The organism is Pontimicrobium sp. MEBiC01747, assembly GCF_053601635.1.
The window spans coordinates 1-14,705 of the sequence record NZ_JBSHNS010000610.1; the positions used below are offsets into that span (position 1 = coordinate 1).

11 protein-coding genes are annotated in these 14,705 nt (G+C 32.2%); 6 read left to right on the forward strand and 5 right to left on the reverse strand.

Annotation, left to right across the window (positions count from 1 at the left end; translation table 11 throughout):
• Positions 1 to 165 precede the first annotated feature (165 nt).
• Positions 166 to 861: a LytR/AlgR family response regulator transcription factor gene (locus ACVC2P_RS20430; protein ID WP_452600284.1), complete on the reverse strand. Its 696-nt coding sequence runs from the start codon at positions 859 to 861 to the stop codon at positions 166 to 168.
• A gap of 210 nt (positions 862 to 1,071) precedes the next feature.
• Between ACVC2P_RS20430 and rpsF the strand changes: the two genes are divergently transcribed.
• The 6 genes from rpsF (at position 1,072) to hisS (ending at position 5,388) form a co-directional block, all read left to right on the forward strand.
• Positions 1,072 to 1,410 (forward strand): 30S ribosomal protein S6, encoded by a 339-nt coding sequence (rpsF, locus tag ACVC2P_RS20435; RefSeq protein ID WP_452600285.1) that lies wholly within the window; start codon positions 1,072 to 1,074, stop codon positions 1,408 to 1,410.
• Positions 1,411 to 1,412: 2 nt separating this feature from the next.
• Positions 1,413 to 1,709 carry a 30S ribosomal protein S18 gene (gene rpsR, locus ACVC2P_RS20440; RefSeq protein WP_452600286.1) on the forward strand — a complete coding sequence of 99 codons (297 nt, stop codon included), beginning with the start codon at positions 1,413 to 1,415 and terminating at the stop codon, positions 1,707 to 1,709.
• Positions 1,710 to 1,721: 12 nt separating this feature from the next.
• On the forward strand, positions 1,722 to 2,174 hold the full coding sequence (gene rplI, locus ACVC2P_RS20445) for a 50S ribosomal protein L9 (protein ID WP_452600287.1): 453 nt from the start codon (positions 1,722 to 1,724) through the stop codon (positions 2,172 to 2,174).
• Positions 2,175 to 2,249: 75 nt separating this feature from the next.
• Positions 2,250 to 3,140, forward strand: a complete 891-nt coding sequence (locus tag ACVC2P_RS20450; protein ID WP_452600288.1) for a glycerophosphodiester phosphodiesterase family protein — start codon at positions 2,250 to 2,252, stop codon at positions 3,138 to 3,140.
• Between the two features lie 148 nt (positions 3,141 to 3,288).
• On the forward strand, positions 3,289 to 3,756 hold the full coding sequence (locus ACVC2P_RS20455) for a DUF6495 family protein (RefSeq protein WP_452600289.1): 468 nt from the start codon (positions 3,289 to 3,291) through the stop codon (positions 3,754 to 3,756).
• Between the two features lie 246 nt (positions 3,757 to 4,002).
• A complete protein-coding gene (gene hisS, locus ACVC2P_RS20460; protein ID WP_452600290.1) occupies positions 4,003 to 5,388 on the forward strand; it encodes a histidine--tRNA ligase in 1,386 nt (461 codons plus the stop codon).
• Between the two features lie 40 nt (positions 5,389 to 5,428).
• On the opposite strand, the gene ACVC2P_RS20465 is transcribed toward hisS, so the two are convergent.
• The 4 genes from ACVC2P_RS20465 to ACVC2P_RS20480 form a co-directional block, all read right to left on the reverse strand.
• Positions 5,429 to 6,358 carry a tetratricopeptide repeat protein gene (locus ACVC2P_RS20465; RefSeq protein WP_452600291.1) on the reverse strand — a complete coding sequence of 310 codons (930 nt, stop codon included), beginning with the start codon at positions 6,356 to 6,358 and terminating at the stop codon, positions 5,429 to 5,431.
• 63 nt (positions 6,359 to 6,421) lie between these two features.
• Positions 6,422 to 7,498, reverse strand: a complete 1,077-nt coding sequence (locus ACVC2P_RS20470) for an AAA family ATPase (protein WP_452600292.1) — start codon at positions 7,496 to 7,498, stop codon at positions 6,422 to 6,424.
• A 159-nt stretch (positions 7,499 to 7,657) separates the two neighbouring features.
• On the reverse strand, positions 7,658 to 12,133 hold the full coding sequence (locus ACVC2P_RS20475; protein ID WP_452600293.1) for a LamG-like jellyroll fold domain-containing protein: 4,476 nt from the start codon (positions 12,131 to 12,133) through the stop codon (positions 7,658 to 7,660).
• Positions 12,134 to 12,414: 281 nt separating this feature from the next.
• Positions 12,415 to 14,705, reverse strand: a 2,291-nt coding sequence (locus ACVC2P_RS20480) for a LamG-like jellyroll fold domain-containing protein (RefSeq protein WP_452600294.1), incomplete at its 5' end; no start/stop codon positions are given.

Consider the following 14,705-nt stretch of genomic DNA (forward strand, 5'->3'; position numbering starts at 1 on the left):
GGCTAGAGGCTAGAGGCTAGAGGCTAGAGGCTAGAGGCTAGAGGCTAGAGGCTAGAGGCTAGAGGCTAGAGGCTAGAGGCTAGAGGCTAGAGGCTAGAGGCTAGAGCAAAAAAAATCCCACTCGTTAAAGCAGGATTTTCAGTATTCAGTAATTTTTCAAATAAATTAAATATTATTTAAGGCATCAACAAGTAATGTCTTCTTGTTTCTACTTAAAGGAATTTCGTAAGAGCCAACTTCAACATTTTTACTGTTAAAGCGATCTACCTTATCTAGGTTTACTATATAAGATTTATGTATTCTTAAGAATTTACCTTCAGGTAACTCGTGTTCAAAAGCTTTCATTGTAGATAATACAACTAAACTAGTTTCCTCAGTAACTAATTTAACATAATCACCTAAAGCTTCAATCCACTTAATATCTTTAACATAAACTTTACGTTTTTTAAGGTTGCTTTTTACAAAAATATGTTCACCTTCAGTTTCGTTAAAGTCTAATTTTAATTTATGTTGTTCTAGAGCTTTGTCAACAGCTTGGTTAAAACGATCTCTAGTTATAGGTTTTTGTAAGTAATCGGTAGCGTCATAATTAAAAGCTTTAAAAGCATACTCCGTTTTCCCTGTAACAAATATAATTTGAGGCTTATTGTTTAATACATCTAATAACTCAAAACCATTTAAAACAGGCATCTCGATATCTAAAAATATTAAATCTACTTTTTGAGTATTTAAACCATTTTTAGTTTCAAGCGCACTACTGTACTCTGCAATAAGATTAAGCGAGTTATGATTTTCTATAAGCTTTACAATAGATAACCTTTGTATCGCCGAATCATCTACTACTACACAATTTAGAGTCATAAGGGTTTTATATTTGGGTTTAATTATCGACAATGTTACAAAAAATTCGGTTAAAAACCAAAAAACATCGGCAAAGTGTTTTCTTTAACATTTTTTTAACATAAAAACCGAATGCTTTAAAATTGTCTGAACTTTATTTAAAAAGTATTGTAAGATAGAATAAAATTAATTACTTTTGCAGCCATTTTTAACAATAAAATAGATTTTTATATGAATCATTATGAAACTGTTTTCATCTTAAATCCCGTTTTATCTGAAACACAGATAAAGGAAACAGTAAAGAAATACGAAGACTTTCTTGTTTCTAAAGGAGCTAAGATGATATCCAAAGAAGATTGGGGACTAAAAAAATTAGCTTACCCAATTCAAAACAAAAAAAGTGGATTTTATCACTTATTCGAGTATCAAGTAGATGGTGCTGTAATTAACCCTTTAGAAGTAGAGTTTAGACGTGATGAGCGTTTTATGCGTTACTTAACAGTTACTTTAGACAAGCATGCTGTAGCATGGGCTGAAAGAAGAAGAACTAAACTAAAACAAAAAGCGTAATTATGTCTTCAATAGAACAACAATCGAAAGGAAAAAAAGAAGGAGAAATTAGATATTTAACTCCTTTAAATATTGAAACAAACAAAACTAAAAAGTATTGTCGTTTCAAAAAGTCTGGAATTAAGTACGTAGATTACAAAGATGCAGACTGGTTATTAAGATTTGTAAACGAGCAAGGTAAAATTTTACCAAGACGTTTAACAGGAACTTCATTAAAATATCAAAGAAAAGTATCTGTAGCAGTAAAAAGAGCGCGTCACTTAGCGTTATTACCATACGTAACAGATTTATTAAAATAAAATACCGTAACAATGGAACTTATATTAAAACAAGACGTTGAAAATTTAGGATTTAAAGACGATATTGTAACAGTAAAGAACGGTTATGGTAGAAACTTTTTAATTCCTACAGGGCACGCTATTTTAGCAACAGCTTCTGCAAAGAAGGTGTTAGCTGAAAACTTAAAGCAACGTGCATACAAAGAACAAAAAATAGTTGATGATGCTAATAAAGTTGCAGAAGCACTTAAAGCATTAGAAATTAAAATAGCATCTAAAGTTGGAACAGGAGACAAATTATTTGGTTCTGTAAATAACATAGATATTGCTGAAGCTTTAGAAAAAGCTGGACAGTCTATAGACAAAAAATTCATTACAGTAGCAGGTGGAAACATAAAGCGTTTAGGTAAATATACTGCCGCTATACGTTTACACAGAACTGTATCTGTTGATTTTCCATTTGAAGTTGTAGCAGCACAAGCTTAATACAAACTCAAATTAAAATTATAAATTAAAACCGTTTAGATACAGTCTAAACGGTTTTTTTAATTAGTATTAGTTATGAAAAAATATGTTGTAATACTCTTTATTATAGTATTTAGCATTTCTTGTAAAAAAGAAACAACTAACACCGTACTAGATGCTAAAGTAGAAACCAAACAAGTAAAACAATCTGCCTTAATTAATGCATTTAAATATAAACCAAATGCAGAACCAATTATAAGTGTACATAGAGGAGGGAAAGCTATTAAAGGTTATCCAGAAAACTGTTTAGAAACTTTAGCTTACGTTAATGATAGTATTAAAGCAATTTACGAAATAGATGTTGCTAAAACAAAAGACAATGTTTTAGTTTTAATGCATGATAATACTATAAATAGAACAACAACAGGAAAAGGGAAAGTTGTTGAAAATACTTATAATGAGTTAAAAGCATTTAATTTAGTTGATGACTTTGGAGTAATAACAGAATTTAAAATTCCACTATTTAAAGAGGTGTTGGTTTGGGCTAAACAAAATAATGTTGTATTAACTGTAGATATTAAAAGAGGAGTTGATGTCGGTGCAGTTGTCGATTTAATTAGAGAAGTAAAAGCCGAAGATGTATCTATAATTATAACTTACGATTTAAAACAAGCTGAAGCAGCCTATGCCGTTGCACCAGAATTATTATTATCAGTTTCAGCTAGAAATACTAAAGAGTTAGATTGGTTATTACATTCTAAAATACCAACTCAAAATATGTTAGCCTTTACAGGTACACGATTATCGGATACTACACTCTATAATGCAATACATGCAAAAGGCATAAAAACAATTTTAGGAACTTTAGGAAATTTAGATAAGCAAGCAGAAACTAAAGGAGACGCATTATATAAAACTTGGGTTGAAAAAGGAATAGATGTTTTAGCAACAGATAGGCCTTTCGCAGCAGCGAATGCTGTGAATTAAATAAAAATTACGTCAGTTCGAGTGATTCCGATTGCTATCAGAATTGTATCGAGAACTAATTTTATCTCAATGTAAAAGAAGTTTTAAAAATATATTATATAGTAAAAAATTCCCATGAAAATGGGAATTGAAAAAAAGGTTTTTTTCAATGAAATACGCAAGACTAACAAAAGAACAATTTGAAGAGTTACACCAAGAGTTTATAAACTTTTTGGCAACACAATCTATTACAGCAGACGAGTGGACAAATCTAAAAGCCAATAAACCAGAAATGGCAGAAATGGAATTAGATGTTTTTAGTGATTTAATTTGGGAAGGTGTTTTAGGGCAAGCTAAATACCTAGAGCATATATCGCCTAATAGCATTCATTTATTTGCTTTAAATGATGATCACATGCATCTTATTGGAATTAAAATTAGTAATGATAAAGATGTTACCACTAAAGAAGGGTTTAACTGGCTTAGAGAAAACTTAATGGATGACGCTGTAGAGTTTGTACAAGCTAAAAAAGACTATTCGGAAGATGATAAACTAGATAAGTTTAAACTCATAGAGCAAGGTGCTAATATTACAAAAGGGGAGTTGTATAATTATATGTACAAGTTAATTAACTAACAAATGAATACCTGTGAAAACAGGGGTTTTGTTTATAATTATAGAGCATTTCAATGTATTAATATATTTTGAAATGCTTTTTTATTAAAAAGATTCGCAATACCAATAATCATTAATTATTTTTGTCATTCCTGCGCAGGCAGGAATCCACTTCAAAACGCAATGTCACATTGAATGTAGTTGAAGTGTAATAAAATAAAGAGGATAAACATTAAACAGAGATCCCTTTTTACAAAGGGAATTAATATGGCACAGAAACCAGGTACACCAAGAGGAACAAGAGACTTTAACCCAGAGCAAGTTGCAAAGCGTAACTATATATTTAGCACCATAAAATCAGAATTTCAGAAGTTTGGTTTTCAGCCTATAGAAACACCAAGTTTTGAGAACTCTTCAACATTAATGGGGAAGTATGGGGAAGAAGGTGATCGTTTAATTTTTAAGATTTTAAATTCTGGGGATTATTTAAACCCTAAAAAAGGGGCTATTTCAGAAGAAGAGTATACAAAACGAAATAGTAATACACTTACAAAGTATATTTCAGAAAAAGCATTACGTTACGACTTAACAGTGCCTTTTGCACGTTATGTTGTACAGCACCAAAATGAGATTAGTTTTCCATTTAAGCGTTACCAAATACAGCCAGTTTGGAGAGCAGATAGACCACAAGAAGGGCGTTTTAGAGAGTTTTTTCAGTGCGATGCAGATGTTGTGGGGTCTAAGTCTTTATGGCAAGAAGTAGAGTTTGTGCAATTGTATGATAATGTGTTTTCTGCTTTAAACTTAAAAGGCACAACCATAAAAATAAATAATCGTAAAATTTTATCGGGTATTGCTGAAGTCATAGGAGCAAGTGATAAATTAATTGATTTTACAGTTGCTTTAGATAAACTTGATAAAATAGGAGAGGAGAAGGTAAAAGAAGAAATGTTAATTAAAGGGATTCCGCAAGAAGGTATAGATAAATTACAGCCTTTATTTAGTATTTCGGGTGAGTTTGGCTCGCAAATAGAAAGCTTAAAGGGGATTTTAAGTACTTCTGAAGACGGTAAAAAGGGAATTGAAGAATTAGCATTTATAAATGGCGCCATTTCAACATTAGGTTTAAAAACGGCAACGTTACAACTAGATGTTACTTTAGCGCGTGGTTTAAATTACTATACAGGTGCTATTTTTGAAGTATCCGCTCCAGAAGGTGTAAAAATGGGCTCTATAGGAGGCGGTGGTCGTTACGATGACTTAACCGGTATTTTTGGACTTAAAGATGTAAGTGGTGTTGGTATTAGTTTCGGTTTAGATCGTATAGCAATTGTATTAGATAAATTAAACTTATTTCCAGAAACGATTACTAAAAGTACTGAGGTTATTTTTATAAACTTTGGAGATAAAGAAGCGTTGTTTAGTTTAAAAGCGGTGAAGGCTTTAAGAGAAGCTGGTGTTAATGCTGAGTTATATCCTGATGCTGCTAAAATGAAAAAACAAATGAATTATGCTAATAAGCGTGAAATTCCTTTTGTGGTTTTAGTAGGTGAGCAAGAAATGAATGCTAATGTGTACACTTTAAAGAATATGAACTTAGGAGAACAATCTAAAGTGACTTTAGAGGATTTAATAAGTGCTGTGAAGTCTTAAAGTAGGCGTTTTGTATTATAAAATAAAAAATCCTAAAACATTATGTTTTAGGATTTTTCTTTTTTAATATTTTATTATAAGCTTTTATAGCAAGGAATACGAATAAGATGAAAGCAATAAAAATAATGCATAATGTCGTCCAAAAGTTCTGTTCTACAGTTTTCTGTAATTTTTTAACATCTTTATATGACTCGGTTTTTTTAGCAAGTTTTTTAAAAGCTATTATTCTTTTTTCCATTAATGGAGATGAAAAACCATATTCTTTAGCGGCATTGTAACTTTCTAATGCGGCTTGCACATCATTAGTTTGAGCTAAAATATTGCCAAGGTCGAAATAAATATTACCAACAATTTTATTTTCAGGTTTTACAAAATTAGAACGTTCTCTTAATTGATGCCAAATATGATAGGATAATTCCTTTAAGTCGTAATAATTGCGATTTACTGGAATAGCTTCATCACTGAAATCTAGTTCTAGTATTGACTTTCTGTAATCGTTAGAGTTGCTAATTTTAAACTCTAAAATTTTTATATGAATCCACTCAGAGCCTTTATGAGAATCTGGATTTAGTTTTATGGATTTTTTTATCCATTTTAGTGCTTGTTTAGGCTTCCCTATTAATTCGTAAATAGTTCCGAGATTAGATGCTGTAGTGTAAAGGTTAGGCTGTTTTTCCTCTATCTCTTCATAAATAGTTTTAGCTTTGTTGTAGTCTTTTAAGTAAATTAAAGACGCTGCGTAATCAGATAAGTATTCTAGTGAATCTGTAGTTTTGTATTGTAATAAAAGTTTATTGGACTTTTCTCGTAATTTAACTGTATCAATTTTCTGAGTCCATACTTTTCCATTCATTGGATGGGTGTAGATAACCTCCCCTGTTAATAATGTTCTATACTCGTTTATACATGCTAATACACCAGTGCTTATTAGTAGCGTAAATAATATTAATATTTTTTTAGGTTGTAGCATTGTATGGTTTTATTTGTAATCTTAGAATATAGTTAATTGCCGATTGTGTTATAATCTGTTATTTTAAAACCCAATTTTATTACGCTCTAAGTTATTATAGTTAGTGTCTGTATAGTTGTAAATATCAGAAATAGTAAGTCCTTTATCTGTATTTTTAAGTTTTAAAGCGGTTAACAAGTTGTTTGTTTTTTCTAGCGTAAGTGTTTTAAACTCATACATAGCAATTAGTCTTCCTTTACGCATTAATGCTGTATCTATTTTAGATAAACTGGTATTAAAAGTGCAAATAACTTTAATGTTTAGATAGTCGCTAAACAAACCATCGGTTAATTGTAAAATGGTAGACACTACAGAGTTTTGATTAGACTGCTCTTTGGATGTTAGTACTTTTTCGGCATCTTCAATAATGAGTATAGCGTTTCGCTGTTGTAATAAGAACGAAATAAAATCGGGATCTAGAAGATTATTTACAAATTCATTCTGGATAAAAATGAAATTTAAATTATTGTGATTACTAATTAAACTCTTTATGTATGTTGTTTTGCCTGTTCCAGGAATACCATGTAGTAGTATTAGCCCAGATTGTTTAGATTGTATTGCTTCAGAAATCGTGTTATGCGTGTTTGCAAAATCATCATTATAGTTACTTTTTATGTCTAAATCTATGTTTTCTGTTCTAACATCTTCAGTGTCAAAATGAGAATGAGATTTAATTAATACTTTAAATGTCGATTTTTTAGAGAGGCCAAAAGTTTGTCTTAACTTATGGTTTGTGTTTATAATCCATTGTTCTAGTTCAAGGTCTTTACAATCATAAAGGAACTCTACATCTAGCATATCATTTTCCAGAGTAATCCATATTAAGCACTTTTTAGTATTGCTTTTATAAAGCATTTGGAAAGGAAAATCTTTACTATAATCTGCATTGCTAGAATCTTCTGTATTCCATGCTTTAAAGACTAATTCGTAATTATTTGTGTCTAGGCTTATAAGATCTAGAACTTTAGCTATATTTTTTTTAGATTCTTCTAAAGGTGTTTTTAAGGTTAGTATAGATGATAGCTCATTGTATAATAGTGTAAAAAACGAAGTGCGTTCAAATTCATTGTAGGAGTCGAATGCTTGAAGTAACTTAGACATGTAATCTGTTTTTTGAAAATGATTGCTTTTTCTAATAGAAATATATGGTAAACTTAATCATTTATTTTTATTAAATAAGTAGGAAGCTGGTTAAACGCTACATAAATAAAAACCCCAAGAGTAATTCTTGGGGTTTCTTTTTAACTTAAAACGAAACTGTTATTCAATTAACACTTTTTTCGATAGTCTGTTGTCTGTGGTTATAATTTCTAAGATATAATTTCCAGTAGCTATCGCGTTTGTTTTAAGTTTTACAAAGTTTTGCAATTCTATAGTGTTAAATTCTAGAACGCTTTGTCCTGTTATATCGTATAACTTAACAAAGGTAATAAATTTTAGTTCAGGATTATTAATAACAATGCTATTAGAGCTATTTTCAAAATAGAATTGTATCCCAGTTTCTTCAATTTCAAAATCATCTATACTTAATGTAATAACCTCCTCATTGTTTTTAAAACGTAATTCAAAACGATCAAAATAATCCCCTGCAGAAATATTTAAAGTTATATGTCCTGCTCTTAAATCATGATAGACTTCTGTTTCAGAATCATATAAGTAAATGTTTAAGTCTTCAGGTACATTTTCTAAGGCATCAATTTTAAAAGTGTTATCTCCATCTGCGCTGGTATGTAGTCCAAGTGGTAGGATGGTGTTTTCATTAATGACATTTATTCCTTGAATAGATAATTTAATATCATCAATCATCCAGAACATATCGTCTATTTGAGATTCTACATTTTCTGCATCATATCCATAATCCATTCCTACCGTTGCATTTTCGTCTGCAGTAATTAATATTTGTCTACGTATAGTATTTACAGAGTTTAGTCCTAATCTAATTTTTAATCTATTATCTATTTCTGGAGTCGTATTATTTGTTAGGTTAGAATTGTTTTTTATAAATATAGAACTTCCATTTTCTTTTTGAAAAGCACGTTGTCCATTGTTAAAAACAATATGTCCTGTAGCTTCTCCACTTACAAAAAAGCCTTGACCTACGGGAATGTAACGACCTGGTAATTTTGTGGGAGTACCTCCGCTTCCTAATGTATTAACTCCTAATGCAGCTGCAGGTACAGCACCAGATAAATTATATGTTGCATAACCACCTTGGTATTCTGCCGTAACGTGAGATCCACCTCCCCAGTGTTCCCAGAAGTATAATGTTCCATTTGTTGCACCTGTTCCTGTAATTGTAGCTGCGTTGTCTATAATAAACTTATTGGCGTCTAATGCAGATGCGTATGGGTTTCCAACAAGGTATTCATTATCTGCTGTAATAGGTAGTGTAATATCTCCGTTATTTGGTTTGCCTTCAAAAGTATAATTCTGCTCTAAAGCAACATTGCCTTCTGTATTGTTTACGCCTTTCATGGTAAAACCTTCACCTGCAAGTACTGTTCCTGTACTTCTTATTTGTTGCCAATCGTAGAAGCTACCGCTTTGGTTGCTGTATTTAAATAACCAGAAGTCTGCTATGGTTATTGGCGAACCATTACTACCATCGAACCCTAAGCCTGTAAAATTAATATCTATAACATTATTAGGGTCTGTTCCATCTTTTAAAACCGTTGCTACTGTGTACTCGTTATTATTACTTATTATGTTACTAGTTCCTACTGGAGAGCCCCAATAATTATATGTATATAAGTCTTGAGTGCCTTGTTGGTCACGTTCTAATGTTCCAGAGCTATTGGCATCGAAGTCGCTTCCAACTGTTTGTATTAATTGAGATTCGCCTTGTAAATCTAATTTACCATCAATATTTAAATAATGTGTAATTGTTAAGCCGTTTCCTGTATCTGTATCATTACTTCCGTTAACTGTTAGTTGTGCATTTTCTATAGATAAGGCTAAAAGGGTTCTATTATCTCTATTAGAAATAGGTAAATTATTATTACTTAATGTAATATTGTTTTCTGTTTTAACAATATTCCAGTCTATTGTAATATTGGGGTTTACTATAGAAGCCGAACCTGGAATGTATTGGTCTGTTCCATTTTGCCATGTAGTGTTGTTGTTCCAATCTCCATTAGTGGCAGTTTTATAAGGTAGAGGAGAGGATTGAAACTCTAAAGTAAATTGGTTTGGATTTGCTAAACTCCCTCTATTTCCGTTACCAGAAACATCATTTAGGTGGGTTCCTATGTAGGAATTCATTGAGTAGTAAGCTAAAAGATTGGACCAATCTACTGTTTCTATCTCGTTTTTTGTTATTGTGTTAGGTATAATAACGCCATTTACTTTATCTCCATTTCTAATAATTTCCTGATTCATAATGTAGCGTAATTGGTTTAAAGAAAGTGCTTCGTCCCAAATACGTATTTCATCTAAATCTCCTTTAAAGTGATTGCTTATATTACTGTTATCTACATATAGCGCTCCAATAGCAAACTGAGAACTATTGGCTGTTGAAGCTATCATTGTTGAAGTGTTGTCTAGTATGCCGTCTATATACAGTTTTACAGTAACTCCATCGTAAGTAGCAGCAACATGATGCCAAATATTATTGGGTAATGTTGTGTTAGATTCAATTTTATCTAAGGCTGTATTGCCTACGGCAAAACTAACCTTATTATTATCTGTAAGGAATAATTTATAGCCTTCAATTCCGTTGCTTTTAGCGACTATAGTTTTGTTAGAGTTCGCAGCATTTGAACCCTCTGGCTTTACCCATGCAGAGACTGTAAAACGTCCTGCTAAATCTAATTTATCTCCAATTAATGTAAAGTTGTCTACACCATCAAACCCTAAGTGTCTTGTTCTAATTTCTTCATGTGCAACTCCAAAAGTGAAATATTGAGTGTCATGAAAATCGAATAGACCTTCTCTTGTTGCTAAACCATTAAATGAGCTAGGGTCCATAAAAATTGTTTTTACATCTTGAGTAAAGTTTTCATCGTTAGCAACAATCATAACATAGGCATCATTACCAACTAAAGGAGGTAATCCAGCAAAGTCTGTATCGAAAACAGAAACTTCTACTTCGCCAATGTCACTAGAAGGCGTTTCTGTTATTTTCCAGCTTCTATTCATCATGTCGGTAACTGTGGTAACTGTTGCTGGCCCTAAATTTACTACTATAGAGCTTGCAGATGCGTTGGTGTCTAAACCATTATTTCCCCACATTAAAAAATTGTTATTTGTAGTAAACTCTTCGGTATTTAAACTATTAGTTAACTCTGTGTTTGTTAGGGATAAAGAGACTATTGCACTATTATTAACGCTTCTGGATTGTTTTTGGTTTAATAAAGAATTATCATCTCGCCCTATTCCTGCAATATCAAAATTATATCCTGTATTTGCAGAGGCATTCCAAATTGTAGTTCCGTTAGAGTCTACATAATCTTGACTTACTCCATTAACTCCAAGTGTAATGCCATATTTAATGGCTAAATAAGACTCAATTTTATTTCGATTTGCTTGATTATTTCTTGCTGTAAACGAAATAACTTCAAGTATGCGACCGTCTAGACTACCATTAAACCCTTCACTTCTCCCTAGCCAGTATTTTCCATTATCTATAGTGCCAAATTGTGGTACGCCTACTTGTGTATTAACTACGTTTTCACTGTTATATAATAGTTGATATCTAGTATTGTTGTTATTATGTCTGGCATTTATAATCCCTACATTATCGTAATTAATAATGCTACTTGTTTGTGCTACTCCATAACCTCTACCATTTACAGGTGTAGACCCGTTTGGGGTTGTGCCGTGTGCGTAGGCTAATACTTCATTTTCAAACCTTATGGAATAGCGACCTAATCCAATTCCAGTGCCATCAGTTTCTTGTTCTGAAGTGTTAGAATCTGAACAAAAAATATCCATACTTGGTGTTGTTGAAGTCGTATTAGTGTCTGGAATAATAACAAGGTAAATATCGTCTGAATAATATCCTGCTGCACCTTGCATTTCATTTCTATCTGTATCTGTGTATGAAAAATCTAATCCAGCTGTTGAAGGATTGTTTTCAAAATCGACTACAGGATTAAAATTAACATTAAAATTTGGGTTGTCTCTATAGGTCGGTTCTTGGCCAGGAACATTTACAGTTGCATCGTTGTTATTTGCTTGATCGCTCCATAAGGAAACCGCTTCCCCATCATTTGTACCTGCACCTTGATCTGCTTTTAGCCATAAACCAATATTTGTAGTGATGCCTCCTGGTCCTTCTGTGCTTTCTGGATTAGGCGTATTATTGCAATCGTTTCCAAATACGTTAAAACTTAATGTTACTCCGTTTGGTGAAGCTGAATTGCCTGAATTAGATAAGACCGTTATTCCTGCCGATTGTATAGTAATATTTGAAGAAAAGCCATTCCATCCATCACCAAAATTGTCTAACATAATAACAGAATAATTTGTGCCATTTGCTAGGCATCCTAGGTCTAGTGTTGTAGAAAAAGAGTTGTTGATACCTCCGGTAAATCCATTATCGATAGTAGCTATTAAAACACCACTTGGGTCATATATTTCGGCTCTGTTTTCTGAGGACCAATTAGGCCAGTTTACAGAGATTTCTACAGAGGAATTTTGTGCCTGTATGCTATTGGATAGTAGTGTTAAAATTAAAATAAGCAGTAATTTTTGGGCATAAGTAGTCATTATACCCGTAGGAGTAATTTTTTTCATGGTAGCAAATTTTTGGGTTAATTACTTTCTTTTAAACCTATCTATTGAGGTTTTAAAGAGAGTTTTAGAAAAAACACGTGGCCTAGTGCTTTTTTATGTTATACTCTAACTTTTTATGTTTAAAGCGTTTACCCTATTTAAGACGAATACACTACAATTTGCTTACGTTAGTCTTTAATTTTTTTATGTTAAAGTTTTTGAGAATAAAAAATCCCAAAACATAAAGTTTTGGGATTTAGAAAGTTACTGTTGTTGTATTATAGATTTGAGGCTACAATTAACTACTCAATCAGCACTTTTTTTGATAATTTACCTGTCTCAGTTTTAAGCTCTAAGATGTAATTTCCTGTGCTTATTCCTGCAGTTTCAAATTCAATATACTCTTGAGGTCTAGTCTCGTTTTTAATTTTTATAATAGATTGACCTAATACATTAAATAATTCAACAGATTTTATATTTTCTAACTTAGGATTTTCAATAACTATAGTTTTATTGTTATTTGCAAAGTAAAATAGTATATCATTATTAATTTCAACATCTTCTACGCTTAGTACATTGTCATTAGAGAAGCGTAACTCGAAACGATCTAGATATTCTCCTGCTTCTAAATTTATAGAGAAATCATTAGTTTTTACATCATGATATAATTCTGTTACTGTATCGTATATATAGATTTCAAGATCATTAGGCGCATTAATTAATTCATCTACTTTAAAAGTGTTTATGCCTGTAGTGTTTGTATGAACACCTATAGGTAGTATTGTAGAGTCTTCAATAGTATTTATACCTTGTATTACGTATTTTTTATCATTCATCATCCAATACATATCGTCCATTTGTGTTTCTGTATGTTCTCCATCATAGCCATAATCTAAACCTAAACTAGCATTAGTATCTACTGTTACTAGTAATTGTCTGTTTAGTTCATTTACAGAACTGAAGCCAAGACGAATCTTTAATCTTTCATCTCCACTAGTGGTTGTTATGTTGTTAGCTGTGTTTTTAACAAAAATAGAGTTTGTTATATCTTCTTTTTGAAATGCTCGTTGTCCGTTATTGAATACAATATTTCCCGTTGCTTCTCCACCTACAAAGAAACCTTGTGCTACTGCAATGTAACGTCCTGGTAATTTAGTAGGTGTACCTCCGCTTCCTAATGTATTGTTTCCAAGCGTAGCTGCTGGTACTCCTCCTGATAAATTGTAGGTTGCATAACCTCCTTGGTATTCTGCGGTAACATGTGTACCACCTCCCCAGTGTTCCCAGAAGTATAGTGTTCCTGAGGTTGCTCCTGCGTTTTCAATAACTGGTGCGTTATCCAGAATAAACTGGTGTGCATCTATGGCCGAAGCATAAGGGTTACCAACTAAGTAAGAATTTCCTGCTGTTATTGGAAGTGTTATATCTCCGTTGTTAGGTTTTCCTTCTAAGGTGTAGTTTTGTTCTAATGCAACATTTCCATTAGTATTATTAACCCCTTTCATAGAAAACCCTTCTCCAGCTAGTAAGGTTCCAGTACTTCTTACGTGTTGCCAGTTGTAGTAACTTGTGGCATCATTACTATATTTCCAAATCCAGAAATCTGCTATTCCTAAAGGTGATAATGTACCATCGTAACCGGTAGTAAGAAAGTTTATAGGTCCTGGGGCTGCTGGGTTTGTTCCGTCATTAAAAATATCGGGTACTGTATAGCTATTATTATTTGTAGTTGTATTACTCACGCCCACTGGAGAAGACCAATAATTATAGGTAAATAAATCTTGAGTACCTTGCTGATCTCTTTCTAGTGTTCCAGAGCTAGCTGGGTTAAAATCACTTCCTGTTGTTTGTATTAATTGCGATTCTCCTTCTAAATCTAATTTTCCATCAATACTTAAATAATGTGTTACTGTTAAAGCATTTCCTGTATCTGTAGCATTATCTCCAATAATTTCAACCTCATTAGTATCGATCATTAAACTTAATACAGTTCTTACATCTTTATTTGTACTAGGAAGACTTGAAGTATTATCCATAGTTATATTATGATTGGTTCTAATTATATTCCAATCTACAGTAATGTTTGGGTCTACTATTGAAGGAGATCCTGGGATGTATTGTTCTCCTCCATTCTGCCAAGTTGTAGCTGTGTCCCAGTTGCCATCTGCTAGAGAGCTGTATGGTAAAGGAGACGATTGGTATTCTAAAGTAAACTGATCTGGATCGGTTAAGCTTCCTCTGTTTCCATTTCCAGAAACATCATTTAAATGTGTTCCTATATAGGAGTTCATGTTATAGTAGGCTAAAAGATTAGTCCAATTAACAACTTCTATTTCATTTTTAGTAATGGTATTTGGTACTACTGCTCCGTTTACAACGGTTACTGCCTTTTCTAACTCTTGGTTCATTACATAGCGTAATTGATTTGTGGTAAGAGCTGTGTCCCATATACGTATTTCATCGATGTCTCCTTTAAAGAAGTCTTGTATATTAGATTTACTTACATAAATTGCTCCAATTGCAAAAGCTGCTCCGTTTGGAGTAGGAGAGGTCATGGTTTTAGTTGTGTCTAAAACACCATCTATATATAAAT